This window comes from Stenotrophomonas acidaminiphila, assembly GCA_002951995.1.
Taxonomy (GTDB): Bacteria; Pseudomonadota; Gammaproteobacteria; order Xanthomonadales; family Xanthomonadaceae; genus Stenotrophomonas; species Stenotrophomonas acidaminiphila_A.
Genome location: CP019797.1, coordinates 2,277,465 through 2,295,311, shown reverse-complemented (window position 1 = coordinate 2,295,311; position 17,847 = coordinate 2,277,465). Strand labels below are relative to the sequence as shown.

Annotated in this window: 14 protein-coding genes and 3 pseudogenes; 8 read left to right on the top strand and 9 right to left on the bottom strand. The window is 71.1% G+C overall.

The window, feature by feature from the left end:
• Window positions 1–89: 89 nt before the first annotated feature.
• Window positions 90–1,549, top strand: a pseudogene (locus B1L07_10280) (metalloprotease TldD).
• 78 nt (window positions 1,550–1,627) lie between these two features.
• Here B1L07_10280 and B1L07_10275 read toward each other — a convergent pair.
• Window positions 1,628–2,311: a hypothetical protein gene (locus B1L07_10275; GenBank protein AUZ55406.1), complete on the bottom strand. Its 684-nt coding sequence runs from the start codon at window positions 2,309–2,311 to the stop codon at window positions 1,628–1,630.
• A 1-nt stretch (window position 2,312) separates the two neighbouring features.
• The gene (locus B1L07_10270; GenBank protein AUZ55405.1) at window positions 2,313–2,897 is read right to left on the bottom strand and encodes a hypothetical protein; all 585 of its coding nucleotides are present in this window, start codon (window positions 2,895–2,897) and stop codon (window positions 2,313–2,315) included.
• Window positions 2,898–3,091: 194 nt separating this feature from the next.
• On the opposite strand from B1L07_10270, the gene B1L07_10265 reads away from it, so the two are divergent.
• Window positions 3,092–4,459 (top strand): metalloprotease PmbA, encoded by a 1,368-nt coding sequence (locus tag B1L07_10265; protein AUZ55404.1) that lies wholly within the window; start codon window positions 3,092–3,094, stop codon window positions 4,457–4,459.
• A 95-nt stretch (window positions 4,460–4,554) separates the two neighbouring features.
• A complete protein-coding gene (locus tag B1L07_10260) occupies window positions 4,555–4,914 on the top strand; it encodes a hypothetical protein (protein AUZ55403.1) in 360 nt (119 codons plus the stop codon).
• Between the two features lie 102 nt (window positions 4,915–5,016).
• On the opposite strand, the gene B1L07_10255 is transcribed toward B1L07_10260, so the two are convergent.
• From B1L07_10255 to B1L07_10235, 5 genes and pseudogenes are all read right to left on the bottom strand, one after another.
• Window positions 5,017–5,895 (bottom strand): geranyl transferase, encoded by an 879-nt coding sequence (locus tag B1L07_10255; GenBank protein AUZ55402.1) that lies wholly within the window; start codon window positions 5,893–5,895, stop codon window positions 5,017–5,019.
• Complete coding sequence (locus tag B1L07_10250) at window positions 5,885–6,145, bottom strand: exodeoxyribonuclease VII small subunit (protein AUZ55401.1); 261 nt, start codon at window positions 6,143–6,145, stop codon at window positions 5,885–5,887. Before B1L07_10250 ends, B1L07_10255 begins: the two co-directional genes overlap by 11 nt.
• A 31-nt stretch (window positions 6,146–6,176) precedes the next feature.
• A pseudogene (locus B1L07_10245) lies at window positions 6,177–7,474 on the bottom strand (tRNA lysidine(34) synthetase TilS).
• A 94-nt stretch (window positions 7,475–7,568) separates the two neighbouring features.
• Window positions 7,569–8,055 (bottom strand): annotated as a pseudogene (locus B1L07_10240) (hypothetical protein).
• 41 nt (window positions 8,056–8,096) lie between these two features.
• Window positions 8,097–9,794 carry an alkaline phosphatase gene (locus B1L07_10235; GenBank protein ID AUZ56546.1) on the bottom strand — a complete coding sequence of 566 codons (1,698 nt, stop codon included), beginning with the start codon at window positions 9,792–9,794 and terminating at the stop codon, window positions 8,097–8,099.
• A gap of 148 nt (window positions 9,795–9,942) precedes the next feature.
• Between B1L07_10235 and B1L07_10230 the strand changes: the two genes are divergently transcribed.
• The 3 genes from B1L07_10230 to B1L07_10220 all read left to right on the top strand — a co-directional run bounded on the left by B1L07_10230 (window position 9,943) and on the right by B1L07_10220 (window position 14,159).
• The gene (locus tag B1L07_10230; protein ID AUZ55400.1) at window positions 9,943–11,253 is read left to right on the top strand and encodes a dicarboxylate/amino acid:cation symporter; all 1,311 of its coding nucleotides are present in this window, start codon (window positions 9,943–9,945) and stop codon (window positions 11,251–11,253) included.
• A 106-nt stretch (window positions 11,254–11,359) separates the two neighbouring features.
• Window positions 11,360–12,727 (top strand): peptidase M16, encoded by a 1,368-nt coding sequence (locus B1L07_10225; GenBank protein AUZ55399.1) that lies wholly within the window; start codon window positions 11,360–11,362, stop codon window positions 12,725–12,727.
• Window positions 12,728–12,737: 10 nt separating this feature from the next.
• Complete coding sequence (locus B1L07_10220; GenBank protein AUZ55398.1) at window positions 12,738–14,159, top strand: peptidase M16; 1,422 nt, start codon at window positions 12,738–12,740, stop codon at window positions 14,157–14,159.
• A 131-nt stretch (window positions 14,160–14,290) separates the two neighbouring features.
• Here B1L07_10220 and B1L07_10215 read toward each other — a convergent pair whose 3' ends face one another.
• Both B1L07_10215 and B1L07_10210 read right to left on the bottom strand, forming a co-directional pair.
• Window positions 14,291–15,037, bottom strand: a complete 747-nt coding sequence (locus B1L07_10215; protein ID AUZ55397.1) for a hypothetical protein — start codon at window positions 15,035–15,037, stop codon at window positions 14,291–14,293.
• A 105-nt stretch (window positions 15,038–15,142) separates the two neighbouring features.
• Complete coding sequence (locus B1L07_10210; GenBank protein AUZ56544.1) at window positions 15,143–15,676, bottom strand: hypothetical protein; 534 nt, start codon at window positions 15,674–15,676, stop codon at window positions 15,143–15,145.
• Between the two features lie 110 nt (window positions 15,677–15,786).
• On the opposite strand from B1L07_10210, the gene B1L07_10205 reads away from it, so the two are divergent.
• The gene (locus B1L07_10205; protein AUZ55396.1) at window positions 15,787–16,269 is read left to right on the top strand and encodes a peptidylprolyl isomerase; all 483 of its coding nucleotides are present in this window, start codon (window positions 15,787–15,789) and stop codon (window positions 16,267–16,269) included.
• 105 nt (window positions 16,270–16,374) lie between these two features.
• Window positions 16,375–17,616, top strand: a complete 1,242-nt coding sequence (locus B1L07_10200) for a hypothetical protein (protein AUZ56545.1) — start codon at window positions 16,375–16,377, stop codon at window positions 17,614–17,616.
• The last annotated feature ends 231 nt before the right edge of the window (window positions 17,617–17,847 follow it).

Genomic DNA, 17,847 nt, shown 5'->3' with positions numbered 1-17,847 from the left:
GCCGGCGCAGCAACCGGCCGGCGCCGGTAGCCCTGACCGACGCTGCCGCAGGCTTGCGAACCCGTGGCCTGCCCCCCATCTGGAAAGCCATGACCGACAACGCCCTGATGCTCGCCGAATCCCGCCTGCTGCTGCCGGCCGGGCTGGATGCCACCCGCCTCGACCGCACCTTCGGCACCCTGCTGGGCCCGGGGTGGATTTCGGCGACCTGTATTTCCAGCACTCGCGGCGCGAAAGCTGGAGCGTGGAGGACGGCATCGTCAAGGACGGCGCCCATTCGATCGAGCAGGGCGTGGGCGTGCGCGCCATTGCCGGCGAGAAGACCGGTTTCGCCTATTCCGACGACATCCAGCCGGCGGCGCTGCTGGCCGCCGCGCAGTCGGCACGCGCGATCTCGCGCGACGGCGGCAGCTGCGACGCGCGCGCACTGGCACACGGCCAGGCCCGCGCGCCGGCCACCCGGCCGCTGTACCCGGCGCTGGATCCGGTGGACAGCCTCGGCAACGAGGCCAAGGTCGAGGTGCTCAAGCGCCTGGACCGTTACCTGCGTGCGGCCGACCCGCGCGTGCAGCAGGTGATGGTGAGCCTGTCCGGCGGCGTCGATACCGTGCTGATCGCGCGCAGCGATGGCGTGCTCGGCGCCGACGTGCGCCCGCTGGTGCGCTTGAACGTGCAGGTGATCGTCGAACAGGACGGCCGCCGCGAGTCCGGCTATGCCGGTGGCGGTGGCCGCCATGGCTACCAGGAACTGTTCGCCGATGGTCGCCCCGAGGCCTTCGCCCGCGAAGCGCTGCGGCAGGCGCTGGTCAACCTGGAGGCGATCCCGGCGCCGGCCGGGGTGATGCCGGTGGTGCTGGGGCCGGGCTGGCCGGGCGTGCTGCTGCACGAGGCGGTCGGCCACGGCCTGGAAGGCGACTTCAACCGCAAGGGCACCAGCGTGTACGCCAGCCGCATCGGCGAGCGCGTCGCCGCCCCGGGCGTGACCATCGTCGACGACGGCACCCTGGAAGGCCGCCGCGGCTCGCTCACCATCGACGACGAAGGCACCCCGACCCGGTGCACGACGCTGATCGAGGACGGCATCCTGGTCGGCTACATGCAGGACACGCTCAATGCGCGCCTGATGGGCGTGGCGCCCACCGGCAACGGCCGCCGCGAATCGTTCGCGCACCTGACCATGCCGCGCATGACCAACACCTACATGCGCGCCGGCAGCCACGACCCGCAGGAAATGATCCGCTCGGTGAAGAAGGGCCTGTACGCGGTCAACTTCGGTGGCGGCCAGGTCGACATCACCAGCGGCAAGTACGTGTTCTCGGCGACCGAGGCCTACCTGATCGAGGACGGCCGGATCACCGCCCCGGTCAAGGGCGCGACATTGATCGGCAATGGCCCGGAAACCATGCAGAAGGTGCGCATGGTCGGCAACGACCTGGCGCTGGACGAAGGCGTGGGCATCTGCGGCAAGGACGGCCAGAGCGTACCGGTCGGCGTCGGCCAGCCGTCGCTGCTGATCGACGGGCTCACCGTCGGCGGCACCCAGGCCTGAGCCGTGGCGCGGTGGCTACCGCGCCGCCCTAGCCGTTGTACATGTAGATCACCCGTTGCCGCGCCGGGTCGATGACGATCACCCCGCTGCGGCCGATGGCGTAGTAGCTGCCGGGGTGGAGATGGCCTGCTGCACCGCGCCCCAGACCCGGGCGTCGACGCTGATGCAGAAGCCGCCCTCGTCCTGCGCGCAATGGCGGGTGACATGGCGGCGCGCGTCTTCGTCGAGCGGCGTCTCATGCCACGGTCCGTAGCGGCCGCGGGTATGCGGGTCGTCGAGGCGCAGCGGCATGTCCGGCAACCCGCGCAGGTAGCCGATGCCGTGCTGCCGCAGCGCCTGCGCCGCACGCGGTGGCAGCGGGAAGACGCGGATGCCGGTCTCGTTGTCGCCGGGCAGGGCGAGCAGCGGCAGCCCCCAGCGCTGTTCCTTGCGGTAGGCGATGTCGTGCACGTCCAGCTGCCAGGGCACCACGGCCAGATAGGCGCTGCGCAGCTTGAGCTGGACGCCGGCGGCCAGCGCCAGCGGCGGCAGCAGCAGCGCGCAGGCCAGCGCCAGCGCGAAGGTGCGCCGCGAGCAGCGGCGGTGGATGGCCGACAGGCCGGCAATGGCGACCCCGGTGGTGCCCAGCAGCGCGGCCGCGCCCAGGCACAGCCCGCCGAGCACGCTGCCGTAGAACCCCGCCAGCGCGGACCGCAGCAGCAGCCCGAGGCCGGCCAGCAGCATCGCCGCCAGCAGCATGGCCAGGGCCCATTCGCGACGCATGTCAGGCGGTCGGCTGGTCCGTGTCGTCGGCTTCGTCCGCGGCCGGCTCGGCATCGGCGCCGGCCAGGGCCGGCAGCATCAGCTCGCGCAGCGCCTGGTAGATCTCGCGGTACGCGCGCGGCGGCTTGTTGCGGGCCTTCTCCGCCAGCGCATTGCGGACCAGGGTGCGCAGGGCCTGGCGGTCGGCATCCGGGTACTCGTCCAGCAGCTCGGCCAGGGCGGCGTCGCCCTCGGCCAGCAGCCGCTCGCGCCAGCGCTCGATGCGGTGCATCAGCGCCACCGCGCGCTTGGAAGTCTCGCTGTTGGCTTCCATCGCGTCGCGGATGGCGTCCAGGGTGGCGTCGTCCTCGCGACGCATCTGCTTGGCCAGGAACGCCAGCTGGCGCTTGCGCGCGCCATGCGAGGTGATGCGCTTGCTGTATTCGATGTGCTCCAGCAGGTCGGCGGGGATCGGCAGGCGCGCCAGCTGCGCGGCCGTCAGTTCCACCAGCTTCTCGCCCAGCGCCAGTACTTCCAGCGCCTCGCGCCGGTTCTGGCTGCGGCTCTCGCTGAAAAATTCGCCGGTCTCTTCGTCGCGTCCGCGCATTGCGTTGTTACTCGATTAAAGTTGATCCGTTGTGCCCCTCTGCCACCGGGGAGAGGGGGAGGGCATGGGCAAAGTCCCGCGATGCCGGGTGGCATGGGGCCTGGCCCGTACCCGCATCCGGCGCTTCACGCCACCTTCCCCGGCCGGGGAAGGAAACGGCCGGCTCCGGCCTGATTCGTTGAAAGGATAAAGCATTGAACACCATCACCACCGGAACCTTCGCCGCCGACGACAGCCTGCAGCGGCTCGAACACCTGGCCGGCATCTCGCAGCGGCTGCTGGACAAGGCCCGCGCGCTGGGCGCCAGCCAGGCCGAGGTCAGCTGCAGCGAGGACCGCGGGCTGGACGTGAATGTCCGCCTGGGCGAAGTGGAAACGGTCGAGTCCACCCACGACCGCGGCATCGCCGTCACCGTGTATTTCGGCCAGCGCAAGGGCAGCGCCAGCACCGCCGACCTGCAGGACGGCAGCCTGGAGGCGACCGTGGCCCAGGCCTGCGCCATCGCCCGCCACACCGAGGACGATGCGGCCGCGGGCCTGGCCGACGCGGCGCTGATGGCGCGCGACTTCCCCGACCTGGATACCTGGCACCCGTGGGCGCTGGACGCGCATGACGCGGTGGAACTTGCCCTGGCCTGCGAGGCGGCCGGGCGTGGCGCCGATCCGCGCATCGCCAATTCCGACGGCGCCTCGGTGGCCACCGCGCAGAGCCTGTCGGTCTACGCCAACTCGCATGGCTTCATCGGCCGCGAACGCAGCAGCCACCATTCCATCGGCTGTGCGCTGATCGCCGGGCAGGGCGACGGCATGCAGCGTGACGGCTGGTACAGCAGCGCCATCGCCCGTGCCGACCTGCAGGACCCGGAGGCCATCGGCCGCCGCGCGGCCGAGCGCACCCTGGCACGGCTGCAGCCGCGCTCGCTGGCGACCGGGCAGGTGCCGGTGCTGTTCGCCGCGGAAGTGGCGCGCTCGCTGATCGGCCACCTGTTGTCGGCCGTTTCCGGCGGCGCGCTGTACCGGCGCGCCAGCTTCCTGCTCGACAGTGCCGGGACGCGGTTGTTCCCGGAGTGGTTCGCCATCGACGAGCGGCCGCGGCTGCGCCGCGGCCTGCGCTCGAGCGCGTTCGACGGCGAGGGCGTGGCCACGCGCGATTCGGCGCTGGTCAGCGGCGGCGTGCTGCAGCGTTACATCCTGGGCAGCTATTCGGCGCGCCGGCTGGGCCTGCAGACCACGGCCAACGCCGGCGGCGTGCACAACCTGGCGGTCGCGGCCAATGCCGGCGACCTGTGCTCCATGCTCTCGGGTATGGGTAGCGGCCTGCTGGTCACCGAGCTGATGGGCCAGGGGGTCAACGGCGTGACCGGCGACTACTCGCGCGGCGCCAGCGGTTTCTGGATCGAGAACGGCCAGATCGCCTGGCCGGTCGACGGCATCACCATCGCAGGCAATCTGAAACAGATGTTCGCCAGCATCGAGGCGGTGGGCAATGACGTCGACCCGCGTTCACATATCTCGACAGGATCGATCCTAGTCGGGACAATGACGGTCGCGGGCGACGAGTGACGTAATTCTTCGGCTGCCGCCGCTGCGGGGCACTCCGGGGGACCGCGGATGACAGCACCCCACACATTCCACAGACCAAGGTAAAGGGAAACACCATGAGCGATTACGAGAACAGCACTCCGCCGGCGGCAGGTTCCGACGACAACACCATGGCCATGCTGGTGCACCTGTCGGGCATCATCCTGGGCTTCATCGTGCCGCTGATCATGTGGCTGGTGAACAAGGACAACCCGCAGAAGTCGTTCCTCACCGACCAGTCCAAGGAAGCGCTGAACTTCCAGCTTACGCTGCTGGGCATCTACATCGTCGGCACCATCCTGTCGATCATCCTGATCGGCGCGCTGATCAACCTGGCCGCCTGGATCGCCTGCATCGTGCTGAGCATCGTCGCGGGTCTGGCGGCCAACAAGGGCCAGGCGTATCGCTATCCGTTCGCGATCCGCCTGATCAAGTAATCCGGCGGCAGCATGCAGCAGCGAAAAGGCCCGGGATTCCCGGGCCTTTTCCGTTGCGGGGTGCATGTGGCGGGACGCGTGCGGCGCGTGCCCGCTGGGGCCTCAATGCGAGCGCCGGATCGCCAGCTCGGCCAGCGCCGACAGTGCGTCGGCACGTGCACCGAACGGTGCCAGCGCGTCATGCATGTCGACCGCCAGCGCTTCCAGCCGTGCCTTGGTGCCGTCCATGCCCAGCAGTGCCGGGAAGGTGGACTTGTCCTGCGCCGCGTCCTTGCCGGCGGTCTTGCCCAGCTGCTCGGAGCTGGCCTCGACGTCGAGGATGTCGTCGCGTACCTGGAAGGCCAGGCCCAGCGCGTCGGCGAAGCCGTCCAGCCGCGCCAGCTCGGCATCGCCGGCGCCACCGCACAGTGCGCCCATGCGCACCGCGGCGCGGATCAGCGCGCCGGTCTTGAGCGCGTGCATGCGTTCCAGGCCAGACAAGGGCTGCCGGCGGCCGGTGGCGTCGATGTCCAGCGCCTGCCCACCGCACATGCCGGCCGCGCCGGACGCGGTGGCCAGGGTGCGCAGGCAGGCCACCGCCAGCGCCGGTGGCAGCGGGGCGTCGGCAAGCAGCTCGAAGGCGCGGGTCTGCAGCGCATCGCCGGCCAGGATCGCGGTGGCCTCGTCGAACGCGACGTGGGTGGTGGGACGGCCACGGCGCAGCGCGTCGTCGTCCATCGCCGGCAGGTCGTCGTGCACCAGCGAATAGGCATGGATCAGCTCGACCGCGCTGGCCGGTGCGTCGAGCAGCGCCGGGTCGGCGGCGAACAGGTGGCCGGCGGCGCGTACCAGCAGCGGCCGCATGCGCTTGCCGCCGCCCAGCACGGCGTAGCGCATGGCCTGGTGCAGGCGCTGCGGCGCGGCGTCGGGGTCGGGCAGGGCGGCGTGCAGGTGCTGTTCGGTGCGTTCGATCCAGCCGGCGAACAGGGCCTCAGTCGACATCGCCGGCCTGTTCGAACGGTTCGGCCTTCTCCGGCTGCGCCGGATCGGTGAGCAGGCGCACGCGCAGTTCCGCCTGCTCCAGCGCCTGCTGGCACTGGCGGTACAGGCCGACGCCGCGCTCGTAGGCGGCCAGCGACTGTTCCAGGCTCAACTCGCCGGTTTCCATCTTCTGCACCAGCTGCTCCAGCTCTTCCAGCGACTGCTCGAAGTGGGCGACCGGCGAGGTCTCGTTGGGGGACTTCTTGGGCATGGGGGAAGTGTGAGCGGCGGGCGCTGACGGGTCAATTCGCGCTGCCCGGGGGCTGCCAGCGCAACTGCGCGCCGCGTGACTGCAGCCAGTCCCGCAACGGTGCGGCGACGATGCCGTCGCCGGCGGCGAGCACCTGCGTGCCGTCGCACAGCAGCGGCAGCTGCGGGCGCAGCCACGGCGGGATGTCCGACGCCTGCAGGCGGTGCTTGAGCAGGTGCGAATGGGCGCGGCCGGGCAGGCGGATGCGCTCGCCGCCCCGGCGCTGGCGCACCTGCAGCGGCGCGTCGAAGCCGGGTGCGCCATGCAGCGCCAGTACCCCGCCATCGGGCAGCGGCAGCGGTGTGCGGCCATCCCAATCGGCCTGCCAGCCGTCCGGCCAGGGCGGGTACACGGCGGCGACATGCAGGCGGTCGCGCCAGCGCACGATGCGTGCCTGCTGCCAGCGGAACTCCGCCTGCCGGTCATGGCCGGCGCCGAGCAGGTCGTGCTGGATGCGGGCCACACCATGGCCCGGCAGTGGTGGCAGGCCGCATTGCCGCGCCCACAGGCGCAGCACGCGGGCGCAGGCGGGCGCCGGCAGCGCCGACAGCGCGGCGACCGACAGCGCGTGGCCGTCATCGCCATCACGGCAGGCGTGCAGCCATCGTTCGTCCTGCGCCTGCAGCAGGGTCGTGGCTTCGCCGGCGAGCGCGGCGCTGCGCGCGAACACGGCGGCTGCGTCGGGCCAGCGCGTGGCCAGCAGCGGCATCACCGTGTTGCGAAGGAAGTTGCGGTCGAAGGCGTCCTCGCCGTTGCTGGGGTCGTCGATCCACTGCAGGTCGTGCCGGCGCGCATGCGCTTCCAGCGCGGCACGCGGAACGCGCAATAGCGGCCGCCACAGCTGGCCGGCGCCGAACTCGCGGTATTCGCGCATCGCCGCCAGTCCCTCCACCCCGAGCCGCGCAGGGCGCGCAGCAGGAAGGTCTCGGCCTGGTCGTCGCGGTGGTGCGCCAGCGCCAGCCGTTCGCCCGCCTGCAGCAGGCCGGCGAACGCCGCGTGGCGGGTGCGGCGCGCGGCGGCTTCCAGGCCTTCGCCGGCCGCCATGTCCACCTGCACGTGCACGACCCGCAGCGGCACCTGCCATTGATCGCAGACGCGCTGGCAGTGGGCGGCCCAGGCGTCGGCGGCGGGCTGCAGCCCGTGGTGCACGTGCACGGCGCGCAGGCCAAGCGCGCGCGCCGCCGGGGCGTGCGCCAGCAGGTGCAGCAGCACGGTCGAGTCCAGCCCGCCGCTGAAACCGACCAGCACGGGAGTGGTGAGGTCCGGCAGCGGTGGCAGGGAGGATTCCATCGGCGCCATTGTAGGAGGCGCACCAGTGAGGGGGCGCAGGTCCATCCCGCTGCCATGCACGTTGGGCGACGGACGCGCGGGCGGGCGCCGTCCGCTACGGGGAATCGGGCAGTGCGTTGCCCTGCCGGTCGATGCGCAAGCGGGTGCCGCCGACGATGTCCGTGTGGCCGCCGGCGTCTGCCGCGCCTTCGCGGCAGCCGTCGCAGACCTCGACGCTGCGGTTCCGGAAGGGGAAGCCCCCGTCGAAACGCGCGGCGAAGGCCGGCTGCAGGGGGGCGTAGTAGTCGATCCGGCCGTCCACGCGCGCGGACCAGGCCTTGGGCGAAGTAGTCCGGGCCGTTGTCGCAGGTGATGACCGGCAGGTGGGCGCCGTCGCGGCGCACGTAATAGCACTGGCTGCCGGCCTGCAGCGCGGCCAGTCCGTTTTCGTCCAAGCGTAGCCGCGCCCGTGCGCCGGCACTGGGCGCGAGCGCGCCCGGCGCCGTCTGCGTGCAGCCGGGCAGTACCTCCAGGCGCTGGGTGTCGCGACGATGGCAGGCCTCCCCGGCACAGGCCGGGGCGGGCAGCAGGGCCAGCGACAGCAGTGCCGCCGCTGGCCCCGACACGTGCCGTCGCGCGTGGTTTACGGCGCCTTGCGTTCGAACTTCACCGGCTGCGGCAGTTCCACCGGCACGCCCTGCGCGTCGCACGTGCCCTGTTCACACAGGCGCTCGCGCAGGCGCGGGGTGGCCTGCACGATCAGGTGGTAGATGGCGTTCTGCTCCAGCGTGCCGCGCACCGCGGTGCTGCCGGGGCCGCGCGCCCAGATGCCGACGTCCTCGCCGCCGTGCGATTCGGCCTTGGCCGGGACCAGCGCTTCCTGCATGTAGTCCGGGTGCTCGGTGTCGACGTGGGTCAGGTCCGGGCGGCCGCGCGCCGGCTCGTAGCTGCTGGGCGCGTGCGGGAAGGTCTTGGGGCCGGCCGGCTGGCGGTTGCTGGCGCCGGTGTAGCCGGGACCGTTGGCATAGCTGAGCGTGGTGTAGGGCAGGCCGGTGGCGTCGCGCGCCAGGTCGAGGCCGCCGGCACCGTCCTCGCCGCCCTTGTCCTTGACCTTGCCCAGGATCGGGTTGCCGCGCGCCGGGTAGCCGACGAAGTTGAGCGTGTGCGAATGGTCGGCGGTGACGATGATCAGGGTGTCATCGGCCGAGGTCGCTTCGGCCGCCGCGCGCACCGCGTCGGACAGGGCGATGGTGTCGCCCAGTGCGCGCGCCGCATTGCCGCTGTGGTTGGCGTGGTCGATGCGCGCGCCCTCCACCATCAGCACATAGCCTTCCGGATGCCGGGACAGGTTGGCGATGGCCGCGCGGGTCAGCTCGGCCAGCGACGGCTCGCCGGCCGGGTCGCGGGCGCGGTCGTGCTCGTACTGCATGTGGTCCGGCTCGAACAGGCCCAGCAGCGCCGGGGCATCGGCCGCGGCCTTGAGCTGCGCGGCATTCCACACGTAGGCCCCCTGCGGGTGCGCGGCCTGCCATTCGGCCACCAGGTTGCGGCCGTCCAGGCGCAGGCCGACCTTGTCGGCATACTCCGGATCCTGCTCGTTGACGGTGGTGAACTGGCCGCGGCCGCCGCCCAGCGCGACCAGCGGGCCACGGCCGTAGCGCGTGGTCGACAGCAACTGCTGGGCGATGTCCACGCAGCCGGCGGCGCGGGCCGCTTCGGGCACGTCGGTGTCGTTCTCCCAGTTGCGGTCGGGCGAATGCGCGTAGGTCGCCGCCGGGGTGGCGTGGGTCAGGCGCGCGGTGGACACCACGCCGGTGGCCATGCCGGCGCTGTCGGCCAGCTGCAGCCAGGTCAGCGCATGCTTGCCCAGGCTGTCGGCGCAGTCGCTGCGGCTGCCGGCGCTGACGCCAATGGCGCCCATGTGGGTCTTCACGCCCGTGGTGATGGCGGTCATGGTGCCGGCCGAGTCCGGCGTCTGCGAGTCGGTGTTGTAGGTCTTGCTGAAGGCGGTCGCCGGGAAGCGCTCCCAGGACAGCAGGTTCTCCTCGCCCGGGTTGCCGTGACGCTGGCCCTCGAGGATGCGCGCGGCAGCCACGGTGGTCAGGCTCATGCCGTCGCCCAGGAACAGGATCACGTTCTTCGCCTTGCCGGCCATGGCGCCATTGCCGGCGGCCTGCGCGGCGCCGGCGCGGTACCACCATTGCGGCGTCTCGCCCTGCGGGTGGCTGACCGCCGGCACCTCGACGGCGAGGGCCTGCGGCGCGCGGGGCGCGGCGGTGCTGGCGCAGGCGCCGAGCAGCAGGGTGGACAGGGCGGCGAGCAGGGAAGGGGCGTGGCGCATGCGATCGACCATGAATCCGGAACAGGCGGCCATTATGACGATCCTGAAAAGGCATGCCGATGACACGCAGCTTTTCCGCGCTGGCGTCGTGCCGCCCGCGGGCTTGCGCTATCGTGCCGGTTCCTGAAAAAAGTCCCCGGATTCCCCTATGAAGCTGGTTTCTGCCTGGTTGCGGATTCCGTTCTGGCAGCGCGTGGCAGGCGGCTTCGTGCTTGGCGCGCTGGCCGGCTGGGCGCTGGGCCCGGCCGCCGAGCTCTGGTTCGGCCCGCTGGGCGAGCTTTACGTCACCCTGATCAAGATGATCGCCGTGCCGCTGGTGTTCTTCGCGGTGATCAGCGCCATCGGCTCGCTGCACGGGCAGAAATCGGTGGTGGCGCTGGGCGGGCGCACCTTCCTGTGGTTCATCATCACCGCGGCGCTGGCGGTATGCGTTGGGCTGGGCGTTGGCACGCTGATGCAGCCGGGCACCGGCGGCCTGAGCCTGGCCATGGACAGCGCCTATACCCCGCGCGACGTGCCGTCGGTGGCCAAGGTGCTGATGGACGTGGTGCCGTCCAACGTGTTCTACGCGCTGTCGGGCATCGGTACCAAGGTCAACGCCGCCGGCGAGACCGTGCTGGCCGCCGGGCGCGGCTCGATCCTGCCGGTGATCTTCTTCGCCGGCCTGCTCGGCTTTGCCATGGTCAAGCTCGGCGACAAGGTCGGCGAGGCGCGCAGGCTCACCGGGCAGCTGAGCGAGGTCATGATCCAGGTCACCCGCTTCGTGCTGGAGATGACCCCGCTGGGCACCTTCGGCCTGATCGCCGGCCTGGTCGGCAGTTATGGCTTCGAGAAGCTGCTGCCGCTGGGCAGTTTCGTGCTGGCGCTGTACGTGGCCTGCGCGCTGCATATCGTGGTGGTCTACAGCGGCCTGCTGCTCGCCCACGGGCTGAACCCGATCAAGTTCTTCCGCGGTGCCGCGCCGGGCATGCAGGTGGCGTTCGTGGCCTCGTCGAGCTTCGCGGCGATGCCGGCGGCGATGCGCTCGATCACCGCCAACCTGGGCGTCAACAAGGACTACGCGTCATTCGCGGTGCCGCTGGGCGCGAGCATCAAGATGGACGGCTGCGGTGCGATCTACCCGGCGCTGTGCGCGGTGTTCATCGCCCAGTACACCGGGGTGCCGCTGACCCCGGAGCAGTACGTGGTGGTGCTGATTGCTTCGGTGCTGGGCAGCTTCGGCACCGCCGGCGTGCCGGGTACCGCGGTGGTCATGGCCACCGTGGTGCTGAGCGCGGCCAACCTGCCGCTGGAGACCATCGGCTACCTGTACGCCATCGACCGCGTGCTGGACATGATGCGCACCATGACCAACGTCACCGGGCAGATGGTGGTGCCGGTGATCGTGGCCAAGGAAACCGGGCTGCTGGACCGGCAGGTCTACGACGCCCCGGTCCGTCCCGGCGTCGGGGTGGACTGACCGCCCGTCGCCGGGGCCTGCCCGGGGACGGCCATCCGCGCGAGGCGGGTGCATCATGGGGGCGGCGGCCATCCGGCCCGTCCATGACAACGAAAGGAGTCGCTCCATGATGCTGCAACGAATGCTCCTGCTGGCCGGCTGCGCGCTGGCCGGCACGGCCGCTGCCGCCGACGCCGACCAGTGGCGGGTGCCGGTGACGGTCGAGAAACTCGACAACGGCCTGACCGTGGTGGTGTCCGAGGACCACAGCGCGCCGGTGGTCGGGATCAGCGTGGTCTACCGCGTCGGCATGCGCCTGGAACCTCGCAACCGCACGGGTTTTGCGCACCTGTTCGAACACCTGATGTTCCAGGGCACGCCGCAGGCGCGCAAGGGCGTGTTCGACAGCGTGATCACCGGCGGTGGCGGCCGCAACAACGGCTCCACCCGTGCCGACTTCACCAACTACATCGAAACCGCGCCGGTCTCGGCGCTGGAGCCGATGCTGTGGCTGGAAGCGGACCGGATGCGCACGCTGGACTTCAACCCGGAAACGCTGAAGAACCAGCAGGACGTGGTCAAGGAGGAGATCCGCAACAACGTCCAGAACCAGCCCTATGGCGGCTTCATGTGGATCGACATCGGCCAGCACGCGTTCTCCAAGTGGGAGAACAACCATGACGGCTACGGCAGCTTCCACGATCTGGAGAACGCCAGCCTCGACGACGTGCGCGCCTTCCACCGCGATTACTACGGCCCCAACAACGCGGTGCTGTCCATCGCCGGCGACGTCACCCCGGAACAGGGCTTCGCCCTGGCCAAACGCTACTTCGGCGACATCCCGGCGCGGCCGACGCCGCCACGACCGGACTACGCCGAAGGCCTCAATACCAAGGAAATCCGCCTGCAGCAGTCCGATGCGCTGGCGCAGGTGCCGGCGCTGGCGGTGGGCTGGAAGATGCCCGACCGCGGCAGCCGCGACCAGGCGCCGATGGCGGTGCTGGGCGCGCTGCTGGCCAATGGCGAGGCTTCGCGCCTGCACCAGGGCCTGGTCAAGGAGCGCCAGCTGGCGTTGAACGTCGACTCGCTCTATGGCCTGACCAGCGCCTGGGAGTACGACGGTCCCACCCTGTTCGTGGTGTTTGCCATGTACAAGCCCGACCACGATGCCGACGCGGTGTTGTCCGGGATCGACGCGGAGATCGCCCGGGTCGCCAGCGAGGGCGTGGACGCAGCCACGCTGGCGCGGGTCAAGACCCAGTTGCTGGCGCAGTGGTACGACGGCCTGGAAATGTTCCTGGACCGCGCCGACGCGCTGGCCAAGCTGCAGGCGCTGTGGGGCGACGCCCAGGTGGTCAACCGGATCCCGGGATGGATCGAAGCGGTGGACGCCGCCGACGTACAGCGCGCCGCGCGCACCTACCTGACCACCGCCAACCGCACCGTCATCGACCGCAAGCCGGCGGCGATGCTGGCCCCCGCCGCGCAGAAGTGAGGACACCGCCATGATCAAGCCGATACCCTGCCTGCTCGCGATGGGCCTGGCCCTGTCGCTCGCCCCGACCGGCGCGGGCGCCGCCCCCGCGGCGCTGCCCGCCGGCCTGCCGGACTATGCCGCCGACAAACCGCTGCCGGTGCCGGAAATATCGCGCAGGACCCTGGCCAATGGCCTGGAAGTGTGGGTCGTGCCCCGCAACGGGCTGCCACGCGTGGACTACGTGCTGGCCATGCGCGGTGCCGGGCTGGCCGCCGATGCCGCCGCCACGCCCGGCTTCGCCACCGTACTGGCGCGGCTGTTGAGCGCTGGCACCCAGGCGCACGACGCGCGCCAGATCGCCGAGCTGGCCCAGGGCATGGGCGGCAGCGTCAGCGCCGTCGCCAGCGTCGACGGCCTGCTGCTGAGCGGCTCTGCACTGGCCTCGCAGGCCAAGCCGATGCTGGCGCTGCTCGCCGAAGTCGCCCGCACCCCGGCCTTCGCCGACAACGAAGTGGAACTGGCCCGGGCCAACGCCGCCCAGGAGCTGAAGGCGGCCGAGGCGCAGCCGGGCTTCCGTGCCTCGCGCGCGCTGCTGCAGGCGGTCTATGGCGACCACCCGTATGCGCGCACGCAACTCGACCACGCCACTTTGCCGGCCCTGACCCCGGCCGCGCTCAAGCGCGAACACGCGCGTCGCTTCCGCCCCGGGCATGGCCTGCTGGTGATCACCGGCCGGATCGACGCTGCGACCGCGTTCGCCGAGGCCGAGCGTGCCTTCGGCGACTGGCGGGGGCAGGGCGATGCGGTCGCCGACACCGCGCCCGCGCCGCGCCAGGCCCCGGCGCAACGCACGATACTGCCGCGCCCGGGCAGCGTGCAGTCGACATTCCGGATCGGGCGCCCGGCCATCGCCGCCACCGACCCGGACTACGTGCCGCTGCAACTGGCCAGCACCGTGCTGGGCAGTGGCATCAGCAGCCGCCTCAACCAGAACCTGCGCGAGGAAAAGGGCTACACCTACGGTGCCGGCGCGGGCCTGGCGGCGCTGCGCGCCGGCGGCAACCTGGTGGCGTCGGCCGACGTGCGCAACGAGGTCACCGGCGCGTCCCTGCACGAGTTCATGAGGGAGTTCGACCGGCTGGGCAAGGAGCCGGTACCGGCCGCCGAATTGGAATCGACCAAGCGCTATGTCGCCGGCGGCTACCTGATCAGCAACCAGTTGCAGGCCACGGTGGCCGGCACCCTGGCCAGCAACTGGCTCGCCGGGCTGCCGCCGGAGTTCCTGGGCCAGTACGTGGGCAGGATCCGTGCGGTGGACGCGGCGGCACTGCAGGCGGTGGCCGCGCGTTACTACGCGCCGGAAGCGCAGTCGGTGATCGTGGTCGGTGACCGCGATGCGGTCGCCCCGCAGCTGGAGCCGTTCGGCCCGTTCGGCGTCGAGCAGCGCTGAGGCACCCCATCCGGGCCGGAGCGACTCCGGCCCGGAGACACGGCGGCCAGGTGGCTGGCGCCATCCGGGGACAGGCATGAAAAAAGCCGCGGCGGAGCCGCGGCTTTGCAAGAGGCACCCCGGGACGCCGGTTACAGGTCCAGGCGGCGCGCCTGCATGAACTTGTCGCCCCAGTATCCGCTGAGCAGGGTGTCGGTGCGCACGTCCTTGCCGGTGCTCGGCGCATGCAGGAAGCGGCCTTCGCCGACGTAGATGCCGACATGGTCGACGCGGCCCCTGCGGCCGAAGAACACCAGGTCGCCGGCGACCAGCGCCGAACGGTCCTTGATCAGCTCGTTGCTGGCCTGGCTGGCCATCTCGCGCGACACCCGCGGCAGCTCGATGCCCAGCGCGGTGCGGAACACGTAGCCGACCAGGCCGCTGCAGTCGAAACCGGCGTCCGGCGAGGTGCCACCCCAGCGGTACGGGGTGCCTAGCAGGGTCATGGCGCGGCGCAGGATCGACTGCACCTTGCCGTCGCTGTCGTTGGCCAGCGCCGTGTCGGTGGCGCCGGCCACGCTCTTGGATGCGTCGTAGGCCGAGAGCAGGCGGCCGAGGTCGCCGGCGAACATCGCCGAGCGGTCCATCAGCGGAATGGTGTCGTTGGCGGCCAGGTGCGGGAGCAGGGCGGCCAGGGTCGCGGTGGCGGCGGCGTCGGCCTTGCTGCGCTGGGCGTCCGGCTTGGCCCCGGCCGGGCGGGCGGCGGGCTCGGCATCGGGAGCGCTCTGGGCGAGCGCCGGCATGGCGGTGATGGCCAGGGCCGCGGCGCACAGCAGCCGGCGGAAGGCGGGAATTCGGTGACCGGGTTGACCCGGATGGGACGGATTTTCGTTCGTCACGCGGCAGTCACGGAAAAAAGCGATGGGCGATCATGCCCTGTGAAAAGTGTGCATAGGTACAAATTTCGTTAAATTTTCATTATTTCCTATGACTTTTTTCACACTTCAATGCAGCACGCGCTTGGCGCCGGTGTAGTGGTCGCGCCAGTACGGGCCTTCCAGATGGTCCAGCCGCACCGTGCCACCGGTGCTCGGCGCGTGCACGAAGCGCCCCTCGCCGACATAGATGCCGACGTGCCAGACGTTGCCCTTGTCGCCGAAGAACACCAGGTCGCCAGCCGCCAGCTGCCGCGGCGCGATGCGGGGGCCCTGCACGGCGGCCAGCTCGCGCGAGGTGCGCGGCAGGTTCAGCGCCAGCATGTCGCGGTAGACATAGCTGACCAGCCCGCTGCAGTCGAAACCCGATTCGGGCGTATTGCCGCCATAGCGGTACGGCGTGCCGACCAGCCCCAGCGCCCGCATCAGCACCGATGAGGCCGCGGCCGGATCGGCCGGGGTCACCTGTGGCCAGGCATGGCTGGCCGGGGGCGGGGCGGGGCGCCTGGCGGGCGCATGGCCGCAGGCGGCGAGAACCGTGGCCGCGGCGAGCAGGGCCGGCAGCCGCCAGCGGCGGTACCGGAAAACTGGCGTGATGTGCATGGAGCCCGGATAATGCGCCACCTCAAGACGGCTGCCATGATGGCCGCCTCCCCGTCGGCCGGCAAGGCCGTCCCAACGTCTGCCAGCGGGCAGCCACTGAAGAGTTGCGCATGAAGATCGAAAAAGACCGCGTCGTCCGTTTCCACTACACCGTTTCCGAAGTCGGCCAGGAGCCGATCGAAAGCTCCCGCGAGCGTGGTGAGCCGCTGGCGATCCTGATCGGCCACGGCAACATCATCCCGGGCCTGGAGACGGCGATGATGGACAAGGAGGCCGGCGAGAGCTTCGGCGTGGACGTGAAGTCGGCCGACGCCTACGGCGAGCGCCGCGAGGGCCTGACCCAGCGCGTGCCGAAGAAGCACTTCGGCAACACCCGCCTGGTACCGGGCCAGCAGGTGATCCTGCAGACCAACTTCGGCCCGCGCGCGGTCACCGTCGAGAAGGTCGGCATGACCGTGGTCGACGTCGACCTGAACCACCCGATGGCCGGCAAGGACCTGCACTTCGACGTGGAGATCGTGGAAGTCCGCGAGGCCAACGAAGAAGAAGTGCAGCACGGCCACGTGCATGGCGACGGTGGCCACCACCACTGATCGCCCGACCGGCGATTCCGCAGCGAACGGCCCGCCCTGTGCGGGCCGTTTCGTTTTCCGGCGCCGCGGACGGTGGCCGTGGCCGCATGCTCTAATCGCCGGTCCATCCACGGGGGAACCACGGACGTGTCCAACGCCACTTTCCAGCCGATCGCGCCGGACGAGCGCATCGCCACGCTCGATGTCCTGCGTGGACTGGCGCTGCTGGGCATCCTGCTGATGAACATGGAGGCCTTTGTCGGCCCGCTGGACCTGTCCACCAGTGGCATCGACCCGCACTGGCAGGGCGTGGACCGCTGGGCGGACGCCTTCGTCTACATCTTCGTGCAGGGCAAATTCTTCACCCTGTTCTCGCTGCTGTTCGGCGCCGGCTTCGCGGTGATGGCGCAGCGCGCCGAGGTCGCCGGGCGCGACTTCAACCGCTTCTACCTGCGCCGCAGCCTCGGCCTGCTGGGCATCGGCCTGGTGCATGCGCTGCTGCTGTGGTCCGGCGACATCCTGGTCGCCTACGCGCTGTTGTCGTTCCTGTTGCTGGCGTTCCGTGACGCGCCGCGTGCCTGGCTGCCGGCAATGGGCGTGCTGGCCTACCTGGCGGCGGTCGGGCTGATGCTGCTGCTGGGCGCGCTGATGCTGCTGGTGCCGGCCGACACCACGGCCGCGCAGGCGACCCACGCGCAGGCCGCGATCGAGGCCCAGCGACAGGCCTACGGGCACGGCACCTATGGCCAGGCGGTGCTGCAGCGGCTGCGCGATTTCGGCGCATCGCTGGGCGCGCTGCTGGTGGTGGGGCCGCAGGTGCTGGGCATGTTCCTGATCGGCAGCTGGTTCGCGCGCAGCGGCGCCATCGCCGATCCCGAGGCGCACCGGCGGCTGTTCGCGTGGCTGCGCTGGGGCGCGCTGCCGCTGGGCCTTGCGCTGATGCTGGCCTGCGCCTGGTACCAGCCGTGGCTGGCGCCGGGGCGTTTCGACCTGCGTTCGGCCGCGGCCTACGGCGGTACCGCGGTGGCCGGCCTGCTGATGTGCCTGGGCTACCTGGCCTGGGGCGTGCGCTGGAGCCACGCGCTGCGCGGGCTGGCCCCGGCCGGGCGCATGGCGCTGAGCAATTACCTGGGGCAGTCGCTGGTATGCACGCTGCTGTTCTACGGCTATGGGCTGGGCGGTTTCGAGCAGATGGGACGCGCGTGGCAACTGCTGTTCGCGGTGGCGCTGTTCGCGGTGCAGCTGCTGCTGAGCCGGGTCTGGTTGCGCCATTTCCGTTTCGGGCCGATGGAATGGCTGTGGCGTGCGATCACCTACTGGCGGTTGCCGCCCCTGCGCCGCGATCCGGCCGACGCGCGGCCGCGATAGCCGCGCCGTGGGTGACCACGCCCGGCTGCGCCCGCTGCCCGCGCGTTGCCTGATGCCCGCCCGGCGGCGTCGGTGGCGCATGGCCGCGGCCGCGTGGATCGGTTTCGCGGGGCATTTACAGGCCGGCAACGGCACGGCATGGCATGCTCGGGGCCCGCATGGACAACAGGAGTGGACGCGCAATGACCGACCTCATCAGCGGGCATGTGGCGGTGATCGAAACCGCATCCC

Coding starts and splice junctions, on each gene's coding strand:
- B1L07_10260 (AUZ55403.1), top strand. CDS start 4,555: ATGAGCGATTACGAGAACAGCACTCCGCCGGCGGCAGGTTCCGACGAC.
- B1L07_10270 (AUZ55405.1), bottom strand. CDS start 2,897: ATGCGCGGACGCGACGAAGAGACCGGCGAATTTTTCAGCGAGAGCCGC.
- B1L07_10225 (AUZ55399.1), top strand. CDS start 11,360: ATGATGCTGCAACGAATGCTCCTGCTGGCCGGCTGCGCGCTGGCCGGC.
- B1L07_10205 (AUZ55396.1), top strand. CDS start 15,787: ATGAAGATCGAAAAAGACCGCGTCGTCCGTTTCCACTACACCGTTTCC.
- B1L07_10210 (AUZ56544.1), bottom strand. CDS start 15,676: ATGCACATCACGCCAGTTTTCCGGTACCGCCGCTGGCGGCTGCCGGCC.
- B1L07_10255 (AUZ55402.1), bottom strand. CDS start 5,895: ATGTCGACTGAGGCCCTGTTCGCCGGCTGGATCGAACGCACCGAACAG.
- B1L07_10235 (AUZ56546.1), bottom strand. CDS start 9,794: ATGCGCCACGCCCCTTCCCTGCTCGCCGCCCTGTCCACCCTGCTGCTC.
- B1L07_10275 (AUZ55406.1), bottom strand. CDS start 2,311: ATGCGTCGCGAATGGGCCCTGGCCATGCTGCTGGCGGCGATGCTGCTG.
- B1L07_10230 (AUZ55400.1), top strand. CDS start 9,943: ATGAAGCTGGTTTCTGCCTGGTTGCGGATTCCGTTCTGGCAGCGCGTG.
- B1L07_10220 (AUZ55398.1), top strand. CDS start 12,738: ATGATCAAGCCGATACCCTGCCTGCTCGCGATGGGCCTGGCCCTGTCG.
- B1L07_10250 (AUZ55401.1), bottom strand. CDS start 6,145: ATGCCCAAGAAGTCCCCCAACGAGACCTCGCCGGTCGCCCACTTCGAG.